Origin of the sequence: Enterococcus sp. AZ119, from assembly GCF_050546175.1 — a bacterium.
GTDB classification, from domain to species: Bacteria; Bacillota; Bacilli; order Lactobacillales; family Enterococcaceae; genus Enterococcus; species Enterococcus faecalis.
Genome location: NZ_CP172951.1, coordinates 1,316,868 through 1,341,506 on the forward strand (window position 1 = coordinate 1,316,868; position 24,639 = coordinate 1,341,506).

The following is a 24,639-nucleotide window of genomic DNA, read 5'->3' on the forward strand; positions in this document are numbered from 1 at the left end:
TAGAAAAGAAACAACAAAAAAATTGTCTTCTTTTCTATTTTTTCGTTTGTTAACGTGCTAGATAACCTTGATAGTCCTCGACATGTAGTAGTTTTTTCGCATTTTCAACACGATCATTTTTAGGAGGCTCAATTCCTTCTAATGGATAAGGAATACCTAGTTCTTCCCATTTGTACTTGCCCATCGTATGGTAAGGAAGCACTTCAACTTTATCTACATTGTTTAATGTTTTTATGAAGGCATCCAGACGGATTAAATATTCGTCGTAATCACTACGTTGAGGCACCAATACGTGGCGAATCCAAACAGGTTTGTCAATTTCAGATAAATAGGTAGCCATCTCTAAAATATTATCATTTGATTGCGTTGTTAACAGTTTATGTTGCTCGTTATCAATATGTTTGATGTCAAATAAGAGTAAATCTGTATACTTCATCAATTCATCAAATTGACTAATGAAGGGTTCTTCCCGAGTAAAAGGCTTGCCACACGTATCTAAGGTTGTATGAATGCCTTGTGCTTTGGCTTTTTTAAATAAATCGATCAAAAAGTCCATTTGCAATAGCGGCTCACCACCACTGACAGTGATACCACCCTTTTCGCCCCAATAAGAGCGAAAACGTAATGCTTCCTCTAATACTTCGTCAGTCGTCACCACACGACCACCGGAACCAATTTTCCAAGTATCTGGATTATGACAGAATTGACATCTCATGCGACACCCTTGTGTAAATACGATAAAACGGACACCTGGGCCATCAACGGTACCAAAATTTTCTGTTGAATGAATTCTACCTGTAACTGGTGTTGTCATAATGATCCCTCTTCTTTCAAACGAAAAGGATGACACGTTAAATGTCACCCTTTCAGTTAAATAATGTAAATGTTTTTTATAGTCTGTCGTGTGAAGTTCTTGAAATAACGTCTGCTTGTTGTTCAGGAGTTAAGTCACGGAATTTCACGGCATATCCAGATACACGGATAGTTAAGTTTGGATATTTTTCTGGATGTGCTTGTGCATCTAATAATAATTCGTTTGTAAATACGTTTACGTTTAAGTGGTAACCACCTTTATCGAAGTAGCCATCTAATACGTTACGTAAGTTGTTAATTCTTGTGTCGTCGTCTTTACCTAAACCATTAGGGTTGATGGTTTGTGTATTAGAAATACCATCTAAAGCGATTGTATATTCTAAACGAGCTGTTGAGTTTAATGAAGCTAATAAGCCATTTTTCTCACCTAAGAATTTACCGTCTTGATAACTTGGGTTCGCACCTGGTGCAAGAGGTTTGCCAGCACGACGTCCGTCAGGCGTGTTCCCTGTTGCTTTACCATAAACAACGTTTGAAGTGATTGTTAATAATGAAGTCGTTGGTTTAGAGTTACGGTATGTGTGTTGACGTTTAATTTGTGTCATAAAGTAATCTAAAATCCAGTTAGCCATTGCATCGGCTTCTTCGTTATCGTTTCCGTATGTTGGGAATTCTTTTGTTGGTACATAATCAATTGCCATACCATCTTCGTCACGGATTACTTCTACTTCACCGTGTTTAATTGCCATGATACTATCAGTCGCATGAGAGATTCCGGCAATACCAGTTGCGAATGTCCGTTGTAAATCAGTATCCATTAAAGCTAATTGTGGTGCTTCATATGCATATTTATCATGCATGTAATGAATAATGTTTAATGTGTTAACATACAATTCAGCTAACCAGTCTAAGATGTCTTTATAGCGTTCCATGAATTCGTGGTAATCTAATTTGTCACCAGTCATTGGACGATATTTTGGTGCTACTTGCATTTTAGTTTTTTCGTCGACCCCGCCGTTAATTGCATAAAGAACAGCTTTCGCTAAGTTCGCACGAGCGCCGAAGAATTGCATATCTTTACCCATAACTGTTGCAGAAACACAACATGCGATTGCACAGTCGTCAGAACCCCAGTTTTCACGTAATAAGTCATCGTTTTCAAATTGGATAGATGAGCTTTCTTTCGCGATTTTAGCTGCATATGTTCTGAAGCCTTCTGGTAAGTGAGAAGAATATAATACAGTTAAGTTAGGTTCTGGAGATGGTCCCATGTTTGTTAATGTGTGTAAGATACGGAAGTCATTTTTGGTAACTAATGAACGACCGTCAATACCCATACCAGCAATAGATAATGTTGCCCAAATTGGATAACCAGAGAATAATTGGTTGTATTCTGGTGTCCGTGCAAATTTAACCATACGTAATTTCATGATTAAATGGTCAATCATTTCTTGTGCTTCGAATTCAGTGATTAAACCAGCTTCTAAGTCACGTTGGATATAGATATCTAAGAATGCTGAGATACGACCAATTGACATTGCCGCACCATTTTGAGATTTAATGGCACCTAGGTAACCAAAGTATAACCATTGGATTGCTTCTTGCGCATTTGCAGCAGGACGAGAAATATCGAAACCATAAGAAGCAGCCATTTGTTTTAAGTCATTTAACGCACGGTATTGTTCAGAAATTTCTTCACGTAAGCGAATAACATCGTCTGTCATTTCTTTGTTACCAGTGTTATCATGATCTTTTTTCTTTTGTTCCATTAAGTAGTCGATACCATATAATGCGATACGACGATAGTCACCGATAATACGGCCACGGCCATAAGCATCTGGAAGACCAGTAATGATTTTGTTTTTACGTGCTAAACGCATTTCAGCTGTGTAGGCATCAAAAACACCTTGGTTATGTGTTTTTCTGTATTCTGTGAAGATTTTTGTCATTTCTTCGTCAGTTTCATAACCATTTGAAACTAAGGCATTGTTCGCCATTTTAATACCACCGAATGGCATAAATGCTTGTTTTAATGGTACATCTGTTTGTAAACCGACAATTTTTTCTTCTTCTTTGATTAAGTAACCAGGTTCATGTGACGTAATAGTTGCTGGGATATCGCTATCCATGTCATAAACGCCATTTTTTTCATGTTGGATTTCAAATAATTCTTGTAGTTTTGTCCATAATTTGTCAGTGCTCGGAGCGATTGGTTCTAAGAAACTGTCGTCGCCTTTGTACTCTGTGTAGTTGTTTTGAATAAAATCACGAGTGTCAACGCTTGTTCTCCATTTGTCGCCTTTAAAGCCTTCCCATTGTTTCATGAAGTGTTTGCCTCCTTAGTTAACTGCTACTTGATTGTATGTAACAGCTTTATGTGATTAGTATAACACATAACCTTTTAGATGCAAGCGTTTTTTTATTATTTATTGCACTTTCTTAATAAATAAATGGGGAGCAAAGATTCTAAATGCTGATATATAAACATTTATACTTGTGAAAATAAGAACGATTTATAGTTGTTATCACTTGTGAAAAATGTACTTCTGTATTAAAAACAGCAGCCATCTGTATTAATACAGATGGCTGCTGTGGAGATATTTATAACACAGTTTAGTTTGTTTGTTCTTCTTCAATCACTGCAGAATGCATCTCGTGGACTTCCATTACTTGGCCATCTTTTTGTTCATCGATGACAAAGGAACCGTTGGATGTTCGTTCACTGATTGGATAGTTTTTCGACTGAATAACTTCTTGTGTGCCTTTTTGCGTAGTAACTAATAAATCTAAATCGGTACTTTCAGACATAAAGACAACACGATGTGGATTTTTCTTCAATTCCCGTAAGACCATTAATCCACGTTTTGCTCGTCCTAATTGTGTTAATTCTTGGGCTAACATGCGTTTAACACCGCCACGTTGGGTAACGATGACAATCGGTGTATCCCCTTCAGAATGAACCAGCAAACCATTAACGACATAATCGTCTTCTTTGAGGTTCATTGATTTAACTCCAGCCGCTTTACTACCCACGACTGGTACTTCATATAATGGATAACGTAAGCCAAAACCGCGATTGCTAACGAGGAAAACATCCAATAAGTCTTGATCATTTGTTAAATAAACATTGGTAATTTCATCTTGGTCTGATTTTAATTTCATACAAGATGTCGGGCGGCTCTTATAAGTGCGCCAAGGCTCAAAATCAGCCATTTTGGTTTGTTTAATCATGCCAGCTTTTGTAATGAAAACAAAGGTTTTTGTCGGACTTAACTCTTTATAAGGATATACAGCAATAATCGATTCATCGATAGCAAGATTTAAAATGGTTTGAGAAATATGTTCGCCAATTTCTTTCCAGCGTAAATCTGGCAACTCATGGACGGGGCGATAGATCATATTCCCTTTATTTGTTACTAGTAAAAGATGATCTAATGTATTGACTTCGCCAGCATATAATAAAAAGTCGCCTTCTTTCATGCCGATTTCTTCTGGTTTTGATGCTGTATAAGAACGAATACTACTCCGCTTGATATAGCCTTCGTGCGTCACGGTTACGACCACGTCTTCCTGCGCAACTAACACGGCTGTTTCAATCTTGATTTCTTGGATTTCCTCTTCAATTTGAGTTAAGCGCGGATTGCCATATTGCTTTTTAACTTCGCGAAGTTCTTTTTTCATGACTGAGAATAGTTCTTTTTCATTGTTTAAAATGTTCAATAACTCAGCAATTTGTTGTTCTAAAGTTTTCGCTTCTTCTTGTAAATCAGTAATATCTGTATTAGTTAAACGGTATAGTTGTAAAGTAACGATTGCTTCAGCTTGTTCTTCAGTAAACGCATAGTCGGATACTAAGTTCTTCTTCGCATCTTTTTTATCTTTACTGCCACGGATTGTTGCAATCACTTTATCTAAGATAGACAATGCTTTAATTAAACCAGCAACAATATGCTCACGTTTGCGAGCTTTGTCCAACTCAAATTGACAACGGTTAATGATAACTGATTTGCGATGCGTAATGTAACTTTCTAAAATCCGTTTTAGTCCCACTTGTTGCGGGGTCATGTTGTCAATGGCTACCATGTTAAAGTTGTAATTGATTTGCAATTCAGTGTTTTTAAATAGATAATTTAAAATACCTTCTGCATTGACATCTTTTTTTAGTTCAACAACAATTTGCAAGCCAGTTCTGTCACTTTCGTCACGAACTTCGGCAATGCCGTCTACTTTTTTATTTAAACGGATTTCATCCATCTTCTTCACTAGCGTTGCTTTGTTGACTTCATAAGGAATTTCAGAAATGACAATTTGTTGTTTGCCGCCTTTTAAGGGCTCAATCTTTGTCTTCGCACGTAAAATTACTTTACCACGGCCGGTTTCGTAGGCTTTTTTAATTTCTGCTTTTCCTTGTAGGATCCCACCTGTTGGGAAATCTGGTCCTGGAATGTATTCCATTAATTTCTCTAAACTTGCATTAGGATGATCAATTAAATACACAGTTCCATCAATGATTTCCGCTAAATTATGCGTAGGAATTTCTGTTGCATAGCCTGCTGAAATCCCCGTTGAGCCGTTTACCAATAAATTAGGATATTTGGCTGGTAAAACAGTGGGTTCTTTTTCTGTATCGTCAAAATTCCAGACGAAATCGACGGTATTTTTGTCGATATCTTTTAACAACTCACCACTTAACTGTGATAAACGAGCTTCTGTATAACGCATCGCCGCTGGCGGGTCGCCATCCATACTTCCGTTGTTTCCGTGCATTTCAATTAGTACTTCCCGTAATTTCCAGTCTTGACTTAGACGGACCATCGCTTCATAAATACTGCTGTCGCCATGGGGATGATAATTCCCCATAATGTTTCCGACAGATTTTGCTGATTTACGAAAGCCTTTATCAAAGGTATTGCCATCTTTATTCATTGAAAAGAGAATGCGGCGTTGTACTGGTTTTAGCCCATCTCGAATATCTGGTAGGGCCCGTTCTTGAATGATGTATTTGGAATATCTTCCAAAACGATCGCCCATTACTTCTTCAAGGGTTAATTCTTGAACTTCTTGGCGTTTTTCCAAAATTGTCACTCCCTACTCTATGTCAAACAAACTGATTTCAGTGTCATCGGTTTGTTCTGCTTCTTTTGTTTTTTCCGCATCTAGAAGACTTTCTCCTGTTGGTGCAGAAGTGTCTTCTTCTGAACGATCTAAAATACTGCCATCTTCTTCCAACGTAAATTGAACATGTTGTTCAATCCATTTTCGACGAGGTTCGACTTTGTCGCCCATTAATGTGGTCACACGGCGTTCTGCTTGAGCTGCATCATCAATCCGAACACGAATTAAGGTTCTAGTTTCAGGATCCATCGTTGTTTCCCAAAGTTGTTCTGCATTCATTTCACCCAAACCTTTATAGCGTTGGAGCATATAGCCTTTACCAACTTTATCAATCACTTCTGCCAATTCACCATCGGTCCAAGCATACTCAATGACTGATTTTTTTCCAGTTCCTTTAGAAACTTTATAAAGAGGTGGTAAGGCAATGTAGACTTTGCCGGCTTCAATTAATGGTTTCATATAACGATAGAAGAACGTTAATAGTAACACTTGAATATGGGCACCATCGGTATCCGCATCGGTCATGATGATGATTTTATCATAATTACAATCTTCAATTGAAAATTCAGGACCAACGCCTGCGCCAATCGTATAGATCATAGTATTGATTTCTTCATTTTTCAAGATGTCTTGCATTTTCGCTTTTTCCGTATTAATGACTTTTCCTCGTAGCGGTAAAATGGCTTGAAACTTCCGGTCGCGTCCTTGTTTTGCTGAGCCACCGGCCGAGTCTCCTTCGACAAGATATAGTTCATTTTTCTTAGGATTTCTGGATTGAGCCGGGGTTAATTTTCCAGAAAGTAACGATTCGCCTTTTTTCCGTTTTTTACCGTTCCGGCTTTCTTCACGGGCTTTACGAGCCGCTTCACGGGCTTCACGGGCTTTAATCGCTTTCCGAATTAATGATTGACTCATTTCACTGTTTTCTTGTAAATAGAAGCCCATTTGTTCGCCTACGACGTTATCGACAACGGTTCTTGCTAAAGGTGTACCTAATTTCCCTTTGGTTTGGCCCTCGAACTGTAGTAAGTTTTCTGGTACTCGAATAGAAAGGACGGCTGCTAAGCCTTCACGGAAGTCGCTACCTTCTAAATTTTTATCTTTTTCTTTTAATAGTCCTACTTTACGTGCATATTCATTGTACGCCTTTGTCATTGACGTTTTCATACCGACTTCGTGGGTACCGCCATCTTTTGTGCGGACATTGTTAACGAAAGATAAAACATTTTCAGAATAGCCATCGTTGTATTGGTAAGCTAATTCAACTTCAATACCTTCTTTGGCTCCTGAAAAATAAACAACGGGTGTTAATGTATCTTTTTCTTCATTTAGATAGGCAACAAATTCTTTAATGCCTTCTTCGTAGTGGAAGACTTCTTCTTTGGGTTCTTCCCCACGTTCATCTGTTAAAGTAATTTTGACGCCTTTTAATAAGAAAGCTGATTCTCTCAAACGTTCTGCTAAAATTTCGTAAGAAAAATTTGTCGTAGAGAAAATGGTGTCGTCAGGTAAAAAAGTAACGGAGGTACCGTTGCGTTTTTTTGTTTTGCCGATTTTTTTTAAGGTACCAACTGGTTTACCGCCGTCCTCAAATCGTTCCATGTATTCTACGCCATCACGAACAATATGAACTTCTAACCACTTAGATAAGGCATTAACAACACTGGCACCCACCCCATGGAGTCCGCCTGAAGTTTTATAGCCACCTTGGCCAAACTTACCACCCGCATGTAAGACAGTAAAAATTACTTCTACTGTTGGGATACCAGAAGCATGCATCCCTGTTGGCATTCCGCGGCCAGAGTCTGCAACACAAATACTATTATCTTTTTGGATAGTTACGTTGATTTCATTCCCGTAGCCAGATAACGCTTCATCGACTGCGTTATCGACAATTTCATAGACTAAGTGATGGAGTCCACGGCTATCGGTTGAACCGATATACATACCAGGTCTTTTCCTCACTGCTTCCAATCCTTCTAGGACTTGGATAGAGGCATCATTGTACTCATTGTTAATTTTTTTAGCCAAAGAAAAAACTCCTTATACTTAGATTCTCGTTTAGTTAATAAGCGTACATTAACTATTTCTTAAAGAATTAGAAGAAGAGTGAGCGGGTTTCTTGCGTTTTCCGTTCGCTCCTTCTAAAACCATCATTACAATAATACTCTATCTGGGTCAAAAAAAAAAGAGCTTTCCGTTCAGGACGCTCTTTCTTTATAAAATTACACGTGTTTATTCAGCATCTGCCATTTTTGCCAATTCAATTTTAATACAACGGTTCATAATAACTTGACGACCTTCATTTAATAACAAGTTCGCTGCCTCTTCATTTTCCAAACCTAGTTGGGCCCAAAAGACAGGCGCTTCTGTTTTCAATGTTTCTGCGGCCACTTCTGGCAAAAATTCACTCCGCCGAAAGACGTCAACAATATCAATCTTTTCAGGAATCTCTGTTAATGCCCCATAAACCGTTTCGCCAAGCACCGTTTCACCTTTTAAAACTGGATTGACAGGCAATACACGATAGCCATGTTGCTGTAAAATTTCCGCAATTTTGTAACTCGTGCGGTCGGGCTTGTTACTCAAACCAACTACCGCAATATTTTTTGCTTGTTTTAAAATATCAAAAATTTGATTTTGACTTGGATTCTCAAATGTCATTCACTCAACCCCTTTTTTTCGTTCTTATTTATTATAACGCTGAGTAAAGGGTTTTGGCAAAATTATTCTCTGAATACCGGTAAAATAATTATTGGCTTTGCCAATCTGCTGGATAAGTCACGTAGACAAAGCGGGCATCACCCGTCACTGAAAATTGAATTTTGCTACTTTTCGGGATTAAAATAATTTCGCCGGCTGTTGCAGAAATTTTACGTCCGTCAATCAGTATATCTAGTTGTCCTGAAATAATATAATCAATTTCATCGTATTCTAGTGTCCAATCGAAGGTGGTATCTTTCATCACCATTAAACCGCAACCAAGGCGCGGGCTTTCTTCTAAAGAAAACAGATCTTTTGTGTAAACAATGTCCGCTGGGTTGCCTGTATCTAAGCGATCGTCTTCTGTTACGTCGATTTCGGGTAATTTGATGGACATAATTCCACTTGGATCCACTTGTTTAGTCGGCATTAATTTTTCTGTGACAATTTGTCGAACAAGCGTTTCAATCATTTCACGATTTAATTCTGTCATATTTACACCTCATTATTTCACTTCTGTTTCGGGTTTCCCTAGCATTCGATTTGCCATAAAGATAGCCACAAAAATGGCGGTAATCCCTCCAACTAATTTGCCAACAATCATTGGAAAAATCATTTCTTTTGCTACGCCTGCAGTAAAACCAAGGTGGTCACCTAAAACGAAAGAAGCCGAAACAGCAAAAGCGATATTAATAATTTTTCCTCGATTATCCATGTCTTTTAACATTTGGAACATGGGAATATTGTTAGCTAATGTAGCAACCATTCCTGCAGCCGCTACTTCATTCATTCCTAAAACTTTTCCTAGTTTCATCAATGGTTTATTAAAGACTTTCGTAATCACTGCTACTAAACAGAAAGCGCCAGCTAAAGTTAAAGCAATCCCACCAACGACTTCAATTCCTTCAGTAACTGGTGCAATACCAGGAATCACTGTAATTCCTAATAATAGTTGAATCGCCCCCACAACTAAACCAAAGATAGCGACAATCACTACGCCTTGACCAAAAATTTGGAAGCCTTTAATCATGCCTTTTGGCGCTAACCATAAACCTAAAATAATTAAAGCAGCAACAATAATAATTGGGATTAAGTTAGGAATAATCAATGACAATGGCATGCCCGCTGTTAAACCACCTGCTAATAAACCAAAAGGAATTGTAATAATCCCGCTCAAAACACCTGTTGCTAAGAATTGTTGGTCGTCTTTTTGGATAATGCCAAGCGCTACTGGAATTGTAAAGACTAACGTTGGTCCCATCATTGCACCTAAGATTGCCCCCGCAAATAAACCAGCTTGCGGATCATTGGCTAATTGTTGCGCTAACGCAAAGCCGCCCATATCATTGGCCAATAAGGTTGTGGCAAACATTGCTGGATCAGCCCCTAGTAATTCATAGACAGGAACGACAATCGGACTTAAAAGATTGGCTAAGACAGGCGCTAAAGTGATAATCCCTACCATAGAAAGCGCTAGAGAACCCATAGCCATAATCCCTTCCTCAAATTGCTCCCCTAAACCTAGTTTGTTGCCAATACATTTATCGATTCCTCCAATAATCATGAAAAGAACCATAATATACATAATAATTTCATTAATGCTCATGTCTCGTCCTCCCTATTCTTCCTCTGTAGAATCAATGACACCAACAATCATTGCATCAATTGGGACATTCGGATCTTCTGCCGAAATACGGGCAGCATTGCCTTGACTAATTAACACTTTGTCCCCGACACCAGCTCCAGCGTTGTCAGCAGCAATTAAAAATCCTTGCTTTTCGTCCTCTTGATTCAAAATATCAACCATCATAAATTTCCAGCCATTTAATTTTTCATCTTTTCTTGTTGACCAAAGGCTACCAGTCACTTTTCCTAAAAGCATCGTTTTTCCTCCTTACGTCAGCAATTGATGTTTCCTAGCATAATCTTTCGCTAACGGGGTTAAATAGGCGTTTTTACTTAAAGAAACACCTGATTCTGTCATTCTTATCAATTGTTTTTCAGTAATGTAGGTTCGTTTGGTCTCAGCCAAAGAACGAAGTTGTTTTTGACAGGCCGCCTGAAACACAGCGTAATTTTCTGAATCATGATAAAAAATCAGCCCAAACTGTTGGCACATGTCCACGTTTTCCTGAATCGTTTGTTTCAAACGATACTTCAATCGTGAATTTTTAGTCACTGAAGGTATTGGGGTTAAAACCAATACCGGCTTACCTTCAAATAAGAATGCTAAGATGTTTTTGACTAATTCATCCGTTTCCTGTAAATGCGCAATCGCATTTACTTGGGAAATCGTTAGCCTCTTTACAACCAAGCCTCGTGCTAGCTTCTGCTCCTTGGTTACCCAATTTACATCAGGAAAACGAACAAACATTTCTTCAGGAAATGCTTCTTTTGCTTCTGCTAAAGCCACTGAATAAGACGACGACAGCAATTGTTGGCAAATTCGATCAGTAATCTGTTGAATCAAATTTTCCATTTCAGAAACGTTCATTGTCCTTCCTCCTTTTACTTAAGAATATAGCCACGAGCTCCTTTGGTTAAGCCGCAAGCGTTGGCTTCATCGTAGTCAATGTGCATGTACGTTGCAAATCGCGGACTGATTCGCACAACCACATCATCAAAGATTAACGGACGTGTGCCTTCCACTTTGACTTGCACAATTTGGCTATTGCTTACTTTATTTTTTAAGGCATCTTCTGGTGTCATGTGAATATGACGTTTGGCAACAATTAAGCCGTGACTTAATGTCACAACTGCTGATCCGTTCATCAGCGTGACGCCAGGTGTCCCTTCTGTCTTGCCACTCTCTCTAACTGGGGCATTAATTCCTAAAATACGCGTATCCGTCATAGAAACTTCGACTTGTGATTCGCTACGTTCAGGGCCTAAAATAACCACATTTTGAAAAAGTCCTTTAGGTCCAGCAACCGTAATTCGTTCTTTACAAACGAACTGTCCAGGTTGTGATAAATCTTTCACTTTTGTTAGTTGATATCCTGGTCCAAATAATGCATCAATCTCTTGACGAGACAAATGAACATGTCGGCCAGAAGCTTCAACTTCAAAAGTATTTTGTTGTTGTTGCTGAATTCGTTTAACAACTTCTTCAACAATTTCATTCATTGAATCCAATTTGTTCATCTCCTAGTTTCGTGATATTTCAGCCATGGTGCTAATTAATTCTGTAGCCCAAGATTGAAAAAGGCCGAACAGTTGTGATTCTCCTTTTAACTGGAGAATAATTTTATCTAGTTGTAATTGAATTTCTTTTGAGGAATAGCGCCATTGTCTCTGTTGGTTAGTTAGAATAGTTACCTTTGATTCCAAAATGACTGGTTCCATTACAATCGACTGTTCTAAAATAAACTTCTCTAACCACTGTTGTTGTTGTTCGAAATATAACCAACCTTCTGTTGATAACGCTTCATTCGTTAAGAAAGGCAAATACAATAGATGGCTTAAGTGCCGAATCTCATAAATTGTTTCTTTTGATAAATGTTCTTGTTTTTGTTTTTGTGAGGAGGCCTTCACTGAATGAACCTCAGAAAGCAATGGGTTTGTTGAAGAGAAGCTGCTATTAATCCGATGCTCGCGTAGATAGCTTTTGGCGGCTGGCGTCAGAAAACTGCCTACAGGAAACACAAAATCCGTGCCATCTTCTAGTTCTTTTTTAAGCCTTTTGTTGCGAAGCATATCTTCTGTAATAACTGTCATAACACCCCTCCTCAATGAAAGTTTAGGACAGAAGTAATGAACCTACCTCTGCCCCAAAAAATCAAAATTATAATTCAGTTGTTGCGTGTGGTAAAATAGCGTCTACTTCTGTATGTGGACGTGGAATTACATGGACAGATAATAATTCGCCAACACGTTCTGCTGCGGCAGCACCAGCATCTGTTGCTGCTTTTACAGCACCAACGTCACCGCGAACCATTACTGTAACTAAACCGCCACCGACTTGTTCTTTTCCAATTAAAGTAACGTTTGCCGCTTTCACCATTGCATCGGCTGCTTCAACAGCACCTACTAAACCACGAGTTTCGATCATTCCTAAAGCATTTGTACTTGACATTATAATTTCCTCCTAAGATGTATGTTTTATTTTTAAAAATTTGGGACAATTAGCAATTTGACTTAGGTCCCAAACCCTAAATCCAATAATTCATTTGTTTTACTCTTACTCGCTCGTTTCTTGTTAGTTTAAGCGAGCTAAAACTTGAGCCACCACGGCATTTACTAGTTCTTCTTGATTGGTTGTTTCGCAAGAAGTAGCCACAGATGTGGTTGATGTTTGACCAAATTCTTGACGAATCTCTTCTAAATCACGCACGCCATATGCAACACGACGTAAATTGAACAGATTTTCAACCCCAATATTATCAGAAGTTGAGCTGCCACCAACTGCGCCACAGCCAAGTGTTAATGCTGGCACTAAGTTAGTTGAAGCACCAATGCCGCCAAGTGTACCAGAGGTGTTAACAAGCAAACGAGAGACGGGTTTTCTTAAGCCAAATTCACGAATGACTTCTTTGTTTTCTGTGTGAATGCCCATTGTATGACCCGCACCTTCACCTTTCAAAATTTCAATTGATAACGCGCAAGCTGCTTCCCAGTTTTCAACTGTATAGAAAGCAATAATCGGTGCCAATTTTTCTCTTGAAAATGGATATTTCAAGCCTACATGTGTTTCCTCGGCAACAATTAAGCGGCGATCTTTTGGAATAGATAAACCAACTAATGAAGCAATATGTTGAACGGAACGACCCACGATTTGCGGGTTCATTGTACCGTTTGGTCGTAAAATAAATTTAGCTAATTTGTCGGCTTCGGCTGGACTTAAGAAATACGCTCCCTGCTTAATTAACTCTTCTTTGACCGCTTCACGGTTGACAGTTTCAACAATAATTGATTGTTCCGATGCACAAATTGTACCGTTATCGAAAGTTTTTGAATCCATTATTTGTTTCACTGCATGAGGAACATTTGCGCTTCGTTCGATGTAGGCTGGTCCATTACCAGGCCCAACACCGATTGCTGGTGTTCCAGAAGAGTACGCTGCTTTAACCATTGCGTTTCCACCAGTAGCTAAAATTAAATTTGTTTCTTTATTTTTCATTAATTCGCTGGTCGCTTGCATGGTTGGCGTTTTGATGACCGAGACACAACCTTCTGGTGCCCCTGCAGCAATAGCCGCTTTTTGGATAATTTCTACTGTTTCAATAATCGATTTCAACGCATTGGGATGTGGTGAAAAAACAATGCTGTTGGCAGCTTTTAATGAAATTAATGCTTTGTAAATGACTGTTGATGTCGGGTTGGTAGAAGGAATTAATCCTGCAATTACACCAACTGGGACAGCAATTTCAGTGACTTTTTTGGCAGCATCATCATGGATCACACCAACTGTAGCTTTGTCCTTCATTTCGTCATATACTACTTTTGAAGCGAAAGCATTTTTGATGATTTTATCTTCATAGATACCAAATCCTGTTTCTTCATTGGCCATTTTCGCTAACTTTTCTCGTTGGTTAAATGTAGCCTCTGAAACTGCTTGGACAATCGCATCGATTTGTTTTTGCGAAAATGTTGCTAATACTTGCTGTGCCTCTTTGGCTTTTCTGATTAAATTTCTTGTTTCTTGGATGGAACGTAAGTCTTTATCTACTAATTCCACTCGTCTTCACTTCTTTCTATTTCAGCCATGATTGCTTGAATTAAAGCTTCTTTATTGGCAAATTTAATCTCACTTTTCTTTAAACTACTTAGGTTCATTTTGTAGGCTTGTTTGCGTAAATCAACCACGCGTTGTGTTTCTAATTTTTGGCGTGTGCCTGTGTGTTCTTCCAAATCTGGTGTTTCAATCTCTTCTTCAATTACTTCTACTTGTTCCATCGGTTCAGGTGCTGACTTGGGTTCTGGATCTGATAAAATCACTTCCGTTTGAGCATCAGCCCGTGAGATCACATGATGAGCAATTAAACAATTTAATTCTTTAGCTACTTCCGTGCCTACTTCAACGGCAGCTTGAACCGCGGCAACGTCACCAATCAGTTCCACAGTTGTTAAACCGCCATTAATAATTTCAGCTTTTAACAAAGTAACGTCGGCGGCTTTCAATGCCGCATCGGCCACACTAATGGCACCTAAAAATCCTTTGACTTCGACCATTCCTAATGCTTTCATTCAGGTCACATCCTTAATAACTCAACGGATTGTCAGCGATATTTTGAATGACTTGTTCAAACGCACTGCAAGCAGCTTTACATGCAGATTGACTACCTGTCAATAAGGCGCCGCCAAAGTTCGTTTCAGAAGGTGGGCCATAAAAGACACCCATTTGAACATCGGCAGCTTTCATTGCTGCATCTAAGCCAACCATTGCTTCTAGCGGTGGTGCAATCAGATAAGCAATCGCTTCACCTTCAGGAATATTCGCTTGTTCAGATAAAAAGCTACCCGTTCTTGATACTACATGTGCAAAATAAACAATGCTGTCATCTTCGTTAGCACTATAGAAGCTGGCTTCTTCTTCAATGACTTGCGTAATGACACTCAAGCCACTATTGACTTCGGCAGGACTCGGACCAGCAATAATGCCAATCACTTCACCGGCTAATTTGGTTGAAGCATTTGCTGCGCCAGCATACATACTTTTACCGTAAACTACAGTAACATCGGCGGCTTTGGTTGCTTCATCTAATGCAACATAAGTGACATCATCACAATCGGAAGTAACAATTCCTAATGAGCGATGTTCTGGTTTCAATGATAATTCTTTTGCTAATGCCGGATCGACATTGGGAATGACTTTCATACTTAGGACATTTGCGCCTAGACGATCATTTTTCATGAGAAATCCTCCTTTATTCAGCTTCTTTTAAATCAATACCAGATTTTTTCTTGTCTAACATTTTTTTAATAATTTCGGCAATGTAGGCCCCTGCTTCAACAGCCGGTGTCCCACCTTTGTGAATATTTGAAATAACTGTCCGCCGTGCTTCTGGCATACCGACAGTTGGTTTGTAAGCAATGTAGGCACTCATAGATTCAGCTGTTACTAAACCAGGACGTTCGCCAACTAGCAAGCAAACAACATCAGCGTCAGTGATTTCACCAATTTTATCCATTGCTGGCACGCGACAATATTTAACAAAAACTACATTGTCGAAATCTAAGTTGTACATGTTTAATCCTTGTTTAATTGCTGGTAGGACTTCTTTAATATTCGCTTCGATAGCAGCTGAACTAAGGCCATCCCCTACGACCATTTGGATTTTGGCTTTTGGTGTCGTATTTTTCCGAATGATTTCACTATTTTCTTCATCAAATTGACGACCATAATCTGGACGTGTTAAATATTCATCTTTACTGTTACAGATTGTTTTTGTAGAAATAAAATTCATTTCTTTTACCAAGTCTTCGCTTACGTCTGAAAAGACTGCATCTTGTGCTGCCGCATGGTCTGCTCGGAAACGTAATGTTGAACTAGTCATATAACGCGTCCCTGCACGACCAACGCCTAAACGAGCTGGCGAGAAAGCTTTCATTTTTAATAGTGCTTCAGGATCTACGGCATTTTTCAATAGTAATTGTTTACGTAAATCTACTTCAGTAATGTCAGGAATTAGGCCTTCTTCAATTTCTGTCGTTTCAGTGACGTGTGTTGTGACTGGTTTTTCTTCAGCAGTCACAGTGGCAGTCGAAACCGCTTGATTGTCAGCGACCATTTCTGTTAAAATTCCGGCAATCATTTCTTTTAATTCTTTTTCGTTCATTTGTATTCTCACCTCGTTTATTTAATAAATACAGATGCATCGCCAGCGCGACTTGTTAATTTTCCGTTTTCCATTAAGCCCATTTTTTCCATCCATTCTTCAAATTCTTTAATTGGACGTAAGCCTAATGTTTCACGAATCGTCGCAGTTTCATGGAACCCAGTTGTTTGATAATTTAACATGACATCATCGCCATGAGGAATCCCCATGATATACGTACAACCAGCTGTTGCTAATAACATTGCTAAGTTTTCCATATCATTTTGATCAGCTTTCATATGGTTGGTGTAGCAGACATCACAACCCATTGAAATTCCTGTTAATTTGCCCATGAAATGATCTTCTAAACCAGCGCGGATGACTTGTTTTGAATCGTAAAGATATTCTGGTCCAATAAAGCCGACAACGGTATTTACAATATACGGATCAAATTTTTTGGCTAAGCCATAACAACGCGCTTCCATTGTCACTTGGTCTGCGCCAAAGTTTGCTTCAGAAGAAAGTTCTGAGCCTTGACCTGTTTCAAAATACATCACATTAGGACCAGCTGCTTGACCACTGTGAAGCGCTAAATCTTGTGCTTCAGCTAAAATTTCTGCATTTAAACCAAATGCTGTGTTCCCTTTTTCTGAACCAGCGATGGATTGAAAGACTAAGCCAGTTGGCGCGCCTTGACGCATGGCTTCCATTTGTGTCGTTACGTGAGCAAGCACGCAAGTTTGTGTTGGAATTTCCCATTCGCTGCGGAACTCTTCAAATTTGTTTAAGATCCGTTTAACACTTTCTGTAGAATCATCAACAGGATTCAAACCAATTAACGCATCACCGGCGCCATAAGAAAGACCTTCCATAACTGATGCCATAATGCCATCGACATTATCGGTTGGATGGTTTGGCTGTAAACGATTTGAAAAAGTTCCGGGACGGCCAATCGTTGTGTTGGCGGTTTTTTCAATATTGATTTTTTTTGCGCCAACAATTAGATCCATGTTGGACATTAATTTACAGACAGCAGCAATCATTTCTGAAGTGAGTCCACGGGAAATTCGTTTGATATCAAAATCGGTTGTTTCCGAAGATAAGATAAATTCTCGTAATTCTGCAACTGTCCAATGTTTAATACTTTCAAAAATTCGCATATTGACTTGGTCAATAATAATGCGTGTCACTTCGTCTTCGTCATAATCAACAACGGGATTGTTAAACAAGTCATTTAAGGACAATTCCGATAAAACGACTTTCGCTGCCACGCGTTCTTCGGCTGAATTAGCAGCTACGCCAGCTAACTTGTCGCCAGACTTTTCTTCATTGGCTTTGGCTAAGACTTCTTTAACGGATGTAAATTGATAGACTTTGCCAAATAGTTTGGTTTTTAAAATCATCTTTGTGTCGCTCCTTTTTAATTAAATACTAAGGTCTTAACAATGACTGGAAGGACGGCTCCTTCTGCCACTGGTAAACCGATATCTACATAATCACCGTTTTCTACTTTGACCGAATCAAGACAGATAAACGGATAGTCTTTTGGCAGATGGGCACTTAAGGCATGCCCTAAAGCTTTCGCCATGTCTTCATCCACCATAACAATAATGGGAATTTGTTCAGCAACTAAACTAGCTAATCCTTCCACAATCCCTTGACCATAGCGTTGAATATCAGCAAATGTTGGATTGCTCATACCTCTAATTGCTAGGGCAATCTGGGGTGTTTCTTCAATACGATGCCAATTGAGTTTTTCTTGGATTCGCTGGCCTAGTTCTGTCACAGTAAGGGTTTCATCCTCTTGCGCTAATTTTAGAATTGGGATATTTTTTACCGGCAAAATTTGCTCACGGTAAGCGATCGTGCTTCCGCTAATTTCAGCAGTGTGTGAACCTGCTCCGACGACCGTCGCTCGGATTGTTTCTGCGCTTTCTAAGACTTCTTTTTCCGAAAAAATCAGTGACTTTCTCAGATATTTTCCTAAAAGTAAGCCGATGTCCCCATATTTAAAGAGATTCGTACTTGTCGTATTTAAGCAATCAGCCACACCACCAGAAAATGTTACAATTGGTAATTCCTCACCTTTTCGTAGTGGATGGTTGGTTACTAATAACTGGTAGAACGGACTTTGTGTCCCCAAGCCAATGCTATTTTCTAACACGGCAACTAATTCCGAAATAATTGGCAGTAAGTTTTGTTCGGTGGCTTGGTCACCAAGGTGCAAGGTTAGCCCTTTTTTATTTATAATTTCTTGAATCTTCGGAGCTATATAGGTGATTTTTTGTTGTTGATCTAATTTAATTAAGCGTCCGCCAATGTCAAAACAAGCCGTATCATTCACTTCACCATCTTTAAAGACAGCTAAATTTGTCGTTCCACCACCAATGTCTAAATTAACCACTGGTTTGCGTTTCGTTTCAGAATAAGTTTGAGCGCCAGCGCCTTTTCCGGCAATGATACTTTCTAAATCGGGACCAGCCGTAGCAACGACAAAATCACCTGCGTAGCCACTAAGTGCTCGTAGCACATTGTTGGCATTGCTTTTTCGAGCAGTTTCACCTGTGATAATTACCGCACCCATTTGAATATCTTGTTTATGAATGCCTGCTTGGCGATATTGCTCCGCTACAAACGCTTTGATAGGTTCTGCATCAATTTCTGATTGGTTAAGTAAGGGTGTAAAGATAATGTCACTTCGGTAAATGACTTTTTTATCAGAAATGCTGATACGTGGTACTGTAAACGCAGAGGCAAAATTTTCAACAGTTAATTCTGACAAGACTAATTGGGTTGTAGACGTCCCTAAATCAATCCCCACGGTTAAAAGTGTTTCCTTCGACATCGCCTGACTCGCCTCCTTTTGCATACAAAAAGGCACTTAAAGAATCGTTAGAAAATTTCTTTCTACTTTTCTTTAAGCGCCTTTGCTTAATCAATGAACAACATCACTGGTGTTCTGTTCGAAATAGAAACAGGTTTTAGTTCCCTGTTTATTGGATTCAATTGTAATTTTTCCTTTTAATTTATCTTTTACGTAGCTTTTGACAATCATCAAACCTAAACTGGTCTCGTTACTTTGATGAACGTCATAGCCTTTACCATTATCTGTAACAGTAATGGTAATCATTTTATTATCTAATGTTCCACTAAGTTTAACAACGCCACTTGTTTGTGGCTCAAATGCGTGATCAAAAATATTTTGTAATAGTTCGTTGACAACAAGGGAAATGGTGACCATTTGTTCGCTAGAAACCATAATGGCTGGATCAACATCCATCATCATCTCAATGGGTTGTGCGCCTTGAAAAAGATGTCTAAAATTATACATCACTGCTTCCAATGTTTGCCGTAAAGCAACGTCATCTTTGACTTGTTTTGACAGCAATTCATGGGTGGCTGCAATCGCCATAATTCGATTGACACTTTCATGAAGGACTTTTTTTGCTTCGGGGCTTTGCGTTCGCCGTTCTTGAATACGCAATAAGGAAACCACCGATTGCAAGTTATTTTTAACACGATGATGAATTTCACGAATCGCAACAGATTTGGAAATAATTTCCGCTTCTTTTTCTTTAAATTCTGTATTGTCTTGAATAATCATAATCAGTTGTTCTTCTGATGCCAACCACACTTTCCGAACCTTAAAATAATAATTAAGGTAGGTCGTTTTGCTTTCAATTGGTTGATTACTCATTTTATATTTCATTTGATACAACACATATTCAAAAGTTGTATAATCGATGGACAAATTGTCATAACTCATTCCAATGATATTATCCCGATAACCAAGTTTGCGATAAAGCTCTTGTGCATTGTGATTGGTAATTAATAAGTGACCTGCCGCATCAAAAATCAAAACGGCTTCTGCCAATTGATCAATAAATAATGCGTCGACTTGACTAGTTGATTTCGCTACTTTTGCTAACTGGCAGTTATTTAGCTCCTCTTTTTGTAAGTCCGCTTGAATCTCTTCATCTGCCGCAATCTCGACAATAATGACACCAATCGTTCGATGTTCATTGCGAATGGGATAGATATTTTGCTTAATCAAACGATTTTCCTGAGTCACTGCTAACAAACCAATGCTATTTAAGCTAGTTTGCATGGTACGCAGAACACCAGGTTCATTTTTTAATAAAGCTTCCATCCCGACGACATCTCCGCTATATAAAGAAGTTGTCTTCGCAGGCGGCTTATGATAAACGACTAGTGCTTGCTGTGACATTTCCTTATACACATCAATAAAAACATCTGCACTTTGATAGAGTGTCGTCGAAGAAAGATAACGTGCTGTACGTTGTAATTCTTTAATGTCTGATTCTGAAAGATTGGTATATTGGTGACATAATTGCTCTAATCGTTTCATTTATTCATCATCCATTACAATCAATTCTGCAATTTCACTCATACGTGCGCGTTTGTTCATACTTAACGTACGCAACATTTGGTAGGCTTCTTCTTCCGATATATGATTTTCTTTTACAAGAATACCTTTGGCTTTTTCGATAATTTTACGTTCTTCTAATTTTAAACTTAATTTATCGATTTGATTTAGTAACAGCTGCGTTTGTTTGCCTCGTTCAATGCTCATTTCAATTGTAGGTATTAATGATTTTTCATCTAGAGGTTTAACTAAATAACCCAGTGCACCTAATTTTTTAGCCTTGTCCGTATTTTGTACGTCACTGTATGCAGATAAAAAGACAATACTACTGGCTAGTTGGTCTTGAACAATTTTTTTACCTGCTTTTAGACCATCTAAAATTGGCATTTGAATGTCCATTAATACTAGGTCAGGTTGTGTTTTTTTACATACTTCAATTGCTTCAAAACCATCAGCTGCTTCACCGACTACTTCGTACCCTGCTTCTATCACAATATCACGAATATCGAGTCTCGTAATAGGTTCATCATCGACTATTACAATTCGTCCATCCATTTTCTTCACGCCCTTGTCCTTTCAACGCTATGTTCTGGTAATTTTACAAGTTACAGAAAAGTTTAAAATCTGTTGTAAACCTTCAATCACCGCTTGTAAGGCTGCTTCCACTGAGCTTACGTCACCAGAAATGACTACCGATCCAGAAAAACGATCAATAAAACCGATTTGGATATCTCCGCTTTTAGTCGCAATATCAACAGCGATAATTGCCGCTTCGCTCGGAGTGATTGTCAAAATACCTAGTGCATTGCTGGTGCCTTCTGGCAACCCTAATTTTGTATAAATTTCTTTATTAGGACTAGCAATGATGTGCGCTAACGTTACTTGTTTCCCAGGAACATATTCTTGAATCATTCGTTGTTTTTCTTCCAACCAGACTCGCTCCTTTAATTTAGCAAATAAAAAATCCTCAATAAAAAACGTAAAGGTTCCACTTTCGCTTTCTACTAAGGAGCTTCTTTGCTCTTAAATTTTGAAGCACGCCGTTGTGCTACCCACATTATATGTTATCGATTTCATCCTGTCAATCGCTTATAAGATAGAATTTAAAATTTTTGTCACTTCTGCTGCTGTTGGTTGGACAGGATTTGTTTTGGTGCAGCCATCCATCAATGCGCCTTCAGTTATTTTTTGGATCGCAGCTTGGACCTCTTCTTTTGGTAAACCATAATCACTAAAAGTGGCAGGCATGTTTAATTTTTGACGGAGTTGCTTGATTTGTCGAATAAATTGTTGAACACCAATCCGTGCATTGGTTGTCTGTGTATCATTTAGACAATTTGCTAACTGCGCATAACGTTTAGCTGTTGGTTCGTTGGTGACTTTGCCATTCGCTAAGCCACTGTTATATGCAATGACTTCAGGTAAGAGCATTGCATTCATTCGTCCATGTGGCACATGTAAACGCGCACCGGCCGCATGAGCAATACCGTGATTCAAGCCTAACGAAGTAACATTAAACGCCATCCCTGCCATACATGAAGCTAAATGCATATTTTCACGGGCTTGTTGGTTGCTACCCTCATTAAAGGCTATTTCTAAATTGTCGAATACTAAGCGAACGACTTTTTCGCACAACGCATCTGAAATCGGATTTGCTTCTGTTGAAACATACGCTTCAATAACATGCGTTAAGACGTCCATTCCTGTATCCGCTGTGATTTTTGGTGGCACACTCATCACTAAATTTGTATCTAAAATCGCAATTTCTGGTTGAATTTCATCTGTTACAAGCGGGATTTTGGTGCCAGTTTCAGCAACCGTAATCACTGAAAAATTCGTAACTTCTGAACCAGTTCCACTAGTTGTAGGAACCGCAATAAACTCAGCAATCTGAGTTTGCAAAGTACGTTTGCCAAAAAATTTCATTGCTTTGGCCGCATCAATAGCGGATCCCCCACCTAAAGCTAATATCGTATCTCCTTGAAATGTCGCTAACTGCTTAATTCCCGCAGCAATCTTATCAATTGGTGGATCGGGGATGATATCACTAAAAATTTGCCATTCACTTTTTGTTAAATGCTTTGTCACTTCATTCACAAATCCAGAGTCAACCATGAATGGATCTGTGACAATGAAAACACGTCTATCATGAAGTGTTTCCAAATTGGCTAATGCGCCTTCTCCTACCCATAGTTCGGTAGGGAAATGAATTGTTTTCATCTCAATTCCTCCTTAATAAAATACAAAAAGACACTTCAAACAAACGAAAAATCATCTGTCTGAAGCGTCTTTGCTTCCTTATGTATACGCCATTGTACACGAAACCTTATCCATAGAGTACAACGCCTTTAATTAATTGTCAATAAAAAAAGGGAATATAGCAGTACGTCATTGTACCTGAAATCTCCTTCAACATTGAAAGACCAGCCCAAAATTCCCAAAAGCACTTCCTCGTGCCATTAATTGGATTAATACAAATATCTTGGGCTGGATTTTCAACACAAGCGTTGTTAAGAAACATCCTGTTTTGCCTCGAAACAGCATGCCCAATAATGAGAAAATGAAAAGACCTGACTTAAAAGCAACCTTGCTTCTTCACAGTGGCGGGACCGTGCCAGATTCTCACTGGCTTCCATTCATATTTTTCATAAAATATTCGTTTAATCTATCTGAAATTTACCATAAGTTTTTTAGAAAAGCAACTGTTTACAATCCATCTTCTTTAATTTTATGGAAAACCTTTTCGCTTCGTTCATAAAAAACATCAGGTCGTTGTGCTTGAACATTTAAATAGCGAGCCAACGCATAAAAATAATCTGATAAACGATTGGTAAAAATTAATACCTCTTCGTTAATTTTGGCTGTCCAATTTAAACGAACAATGATGCGTTCTGCGCGCCGTGCAATCGTCCGAGCCACATGAACCATACTGGCTGCTGAGGTTCCGCCAGGTAAAATAAAACGATCAATATCTGGTGATTGTGCAGTGTAGAAATCAATCCGCTGTTCTAGCCAATGCACACTTTCCTTTTGTAATTTAAATGGTCGTTGTGCTTCAATCGGTGTTGACAAATCTGTTCCCGCATCAAAAAGTAAATGTTGTAAAGCTTCTAGTTCTTCTTTAATTTCTTGATTTTCTTGTGGAAGTTGGCTGATAATATAGCCGACCCAAGAATTCAATTCATCAATCGTTCCATAACTTTCAACTCGATCAGAATCCTTAGCGACGGTTGAGCTGCCGACTAATTTCGTCATTCCCTTATCGCCAGTTTTTGTATAAATTTTCATTCTGCTTCATCCTCCTCTAAATAATCTACTAATTCTTGCAAGCCAATTTTTTCAACAGAAGAAATTTCAAAAATTCTTGTTGCACCCGCACTTTTTAATTGTTGCCGAACAATCTCTAACTGCTGAGAATCTTGTGCTAAATCAATCTTGGTTAAAATACCAATGATTTCTTTCGGGAAAATACTACCAAATCCTGGTGAAAAAACTTGTTGTGTTTCTACAGCACTTTGAACCAAACCGATCACATCTGCTTCTGCCGCTGTGACGTTTAATGCATTATAATATTGTCGATGCAAAATAAACTCGCCTGGTGTATCAATCATTTCTGTATGAAATTCCACCGCCTGTGTTTTATCATAAATTAATTCTTTGCCTTGCAGAGCTTGACATAACGTGGTTTTGCCACAACCGATAGCTCCCATTAAAATGATTCGTTTCATCGCTACCTCCATAAAAAAGGAGCCCAAAGCAAGTACCATCACGTACTTAGTCTTGGGCTCCTTTGCCGATTTGTTAAAACACGCCATTGTGTTTCTGATTCTTTGCCTTTATCTTACCTGTTTCCAAAAAACTTGT

General features: G+C 38.7%; 24 protein-coding genes and 1 riboswitch. All 24 genes read right to left on the reverse strand.

The genetic code is table 11. The features are described from left to right. Window positions 1–49 precede the first annotated feature (49 nt). Complete coding sequence (gene pflA / locus IGL37_RS06380) at window positions 50–814, reverse strand: pyruvate formate-lyase-activating protein (protein WP_002357530.1); 765 nt, start codon at window positions 812–814, stop codon at window positions 50–52. 76 nt (window positions 815–890) lie between these two features. Next, the gene (pflB, locus tag IGL37_RS06385) at window positions 891–3,137 is read right to left on the reverse strand and encodes a formate C-acetyltransferase (RefSeq protein WP_002357529.1); all 2,247 of its coding nucleotides are present in this window, start codon (window positions 3,135–3,137) and stop codon (window positions 891–893) included. Window positions 3,138–3,426: 289 nt separating this feature from the next. Then, entirely contained in the window at window positions 3,427–5,889 is a 2,463-nt protein-coding gene (parC, locus tag IGL37_RS06390; RefSeq protein WP_002357527.1) for a DNA topoisomerase IV subunit A, read from the reverse strand. Window positions 5,890–5,901: 12 nt separating this feature from the next. After that, window positions 5,902–7,959 carry a DNA topoisomerase IV subunit B gene (gene parE, locus IGL37_RS06395; RefSeq protein ID WP_002381887.1) on the reverse strand — a complete coding sequence of 686 codons (2,058 nt, stop codon included), beginning with the start codon at window positions 7,957–7,959 and terminating at the stop codon, window positions 5,902–5,904. Window positions 7,960–8,163: 204 nt separating this feature from the next. Beyond that, window positions 8,164–8,592 carry a CoA-binding protein gene (locus IGL37_RS06400; protein ID WP_002360261.1) on the reverse strand — a complete coding sequence of 143 codons (429 nt, stop codon included), beginning with the start codon at window positions 8,590–8,592 and terminating at the stop codon, window positions 8,164–8,166. Window positions 8,593–8,680: 88 nt separating this feature from the next. Continuing rightward, window positions 8,681–9,124 (reverse strand): ethanolamine utilization protein EutQ, encoded by a 444-nt coding sequence (locus tag IGL37_RS06405; RefSeq protein ID WP_002357522.1) that lies wholly within the window; start codon window positions 9,122–9,124, stop codon window positions 8,681–8,683. Between the two features lie 12 nt (window positions 9,125–9,136). Then, complete coding sequence (gene eutH, locus IGL37_RS06410; protein WP_002357520.1) at window positions 9,137–10,237, reverse strand: ethanolamine utilization protein EutH; 1,101 nt, start codon at window positions 10,235–10,237, stop codon at window positions 9,137–9,139. A gap of 12 nt (window positions 10,238–10,249) precedes the next feature. Beyond that, entirely contained in the window at window positions 10,250–10,513 is a 264-nt protein-coding gene (locus IGL37_RS06415; RefSeq protein WP_002357519.1) for a EutN/CcmL family microcompartment protein, read from the reverse strand. 12 nt (window positions 10,514–10,525) lie between these two features. Next, window positions 10,526–11,125 carry a TIGR02536 family ethanolamine utilization protein gene (locus IGL37_RS06420; protein ID WP_002357517.1) on the reverse strand — a complete coding sequence of 200 codons (600 nt, stop codon included), beginning with the start codon at window positions 11,123–11,125 and terminating at the stop codon, window positions 10,526–10,528. Window positions 11,126–11,139: 14 nt separating this feature from the next. After that, window positions 11,140–11,775, reverse strand: a complete 636-nt coding sequence (gene eutD, locus IGL37_RS06425) for an ethanolamine utilization phosphate acetyltransferase EutD (protein WP_002357516.1) — start codon at window positions 11,773–11,775, stop codon at window positions 11,140–11,142. A 3-nt stretch (window positions 11,776–11,778) separates the two neighbouring features. Further along, on the reverse strand, window positions 11,779–12,348 hold the full coding sequence (locus IGL37_RS06430; protein ID WP_002357515.1) for a hypothetical protein: 570 nt from the start codon (window positions 12,346–12,348) through the stop codon (window positions 11,779–11,781). A 67-nt stretch (window positions 12,349–12,415) separates the two neighbouring features. Then, window positions 12,416–12,706, reverse strand: a complete 291-nt coding sequence (locus tag IGL37_RS06435; protein ID WP_002357513.1) for a BMC domain-containing protein — start codon at window positions 12,704–12,706, stop codon at window positions 12,416–12,418. A gap of 123 nt (window positions 12,707–12,829) precedes the next feature. Continuing rightward, on the reverse strand, window positions 12,830–14,308 hold the full coding sequence (locus IGL37_RS06440) for an acetaldehyde dehydrogenase (acetylating) (protein ID WP_002357511.1): 1,479 nt from the start codon (window positions 14,306–14,308) through the stop codon (window positions 12,830–12,832). Next, the gene (locus IGL37_RS06445) at window positions 14,299–14,817 is read right to left on the reverse strand and encodes a BMC domain-containing protein (RefSeq protein ID WP_033917944.1); all 519 of its coding nucleotides are present in this window, start codon (window positions 14,815–14,817) and stop codon (window positions 14,299–14,301) included. The genes IGL37_RS06440 and IGL37_RS06445 overlap by 10 nt, the downstream gene beginning before the upstream one ends. Window positions 14,818–14,830: 13 nt before the next feature. Further along, a complete protein-coding gene (gene eutL, locus IGL37_RS06450) occupies window positions 14,831–15,484 on the reverse strand; it encodes an ethanolamine utilization microcompartment protein EutL (RefSeq protein WP_002357509.1) in 654 nt (217 codons plus the stop codon). Between the two features lie 13 nt (window positions 15,485–15,497). Beyond that, window positions 15,498–16,409, reverse strand: a complete 912-nt coding sequence (eutC, locus tag IGL37_RS06455) for an ethanolamine ammonia-lyase subunit EutC (RefSeq protein WP_002363986.1) — start codon at window positions 16,407–16,409, stop codon at window positions 15,498–15,500. A 17-nt stretch (window positions 16,410–16,426) separates the two neighbouring features. Continuing rightward, window positions 16,427–17,791, reverse strand: coding sequence for an ethanolamine ammonia-lyase subunit EutB (locus IGL37_RS06460; protein ID WP_002357506.1), 1,365 nt, complete (start codon window positions 17,789–17,791; stop codon window positions 16,427–16,429). Window positions 17,792–17,808: 17 nt separating this feature from the next. Beyond that, on the reverse strand, window positions 17,809–19,257 hold the full coding sequence (gene eutA / locus IGL37_RS06465; RefSeq protein WP_052133303.1) for an ethanolamine ammonia-lyase reactivating factor EutA: 1,449 nt from the start codon (window positions 19,255–19,257) through the stop codon (window positions 17,809–17,811). A 66-nt stretch (window positions 19,258–19,323) separates the two neighbouring features. After that, the gene (locus IGL37_RS06470; protein WP_002357504.1) at window positions 19,324–20,757 is read right to left on the reverse strand and encodes a sensor histidine kinase; all 1,434 of its coding nucleotides are present in this window, start codon (window positions 20,755–20,757) and stop codon (window positions 19,324–19,326) included. Continuing rightward, window positions 20,758–21,330, reverse strand: a complete 573-nt coding sequence (locus IGL37_RS06475) for an ANTAR domain-containing response regulator (protein WP_002357503.1) — start codon at window positions 21,328–21,330, stop codon at window positions 20,758–20,760. It abuts the gene before it with no gap. 27 nt (window positions 21,331–21,357) lie between these two features. Continuing rightward, window positions 21,358–21,705 carry an ethanolamine utilization microcompartment protein EutS gene (gene eutS / locus IGL37_RS06480; protein WP_002345864.1) on the reverse strand — a complete coding sequence of 116 codons (348 nt, stop codon included), beginning with the start codon at window positions 21,703–21,705 and terminating at the stop codon, window positions 21,358–21,360. A 159-nt stretch (window positions 21,706–21,864) separates the two neighbouring features. Beyond that, window positions 21,865–22,995 (reverse strand): 1-propanol dehydrogenase PduQ, encoded by a 1,131-nt coding sequence (locus tag IGL37_RS06485; RefSeq protein WP_430598835.1) that lies wholly within the window; start codon window positions 22,993–22,995, stop codon window positions 21,865–21,867. 292 nt (window positions 22,996–23,287) lie between these two features. Continuing rightward, window positions 23,288–23,437, reverse strand: a riboswitch (adenosylcobalamin (AdoCbl) riboswitch). Window positions 23,438–23,481: 44 nt separating this feature from the next. Continuing rightward, window positions 23,482–24,063, reverse strand: coding sequence for a cob(I)yrinic acid a,c-diamide adenosyltransferase (locus IGL37_RS06490; RefSeq protein WP_002408470.1), 582 nt, complete (start codon window positions 24,061–24,063; stop codon window positions 23,482–23,484). Then, window positions 24,060–24,503, reverse strand: a complete 444-nt coding sequence (locus tag IGL37_RS06495) for a EutP/PduV family microcompartment system protein (RefSeq protein WP_002363995.1) — start codon at window positions 24,501–24,503, stop codon at window positions 24,060–24,062. The genes IGL37_RS06490 and IGL37_RS06495 overlap by 4 nt, the downstream gene beginning before the upstream one ends. Window positions 24,504–24,639: the final 136 nt, after the last annotated feature.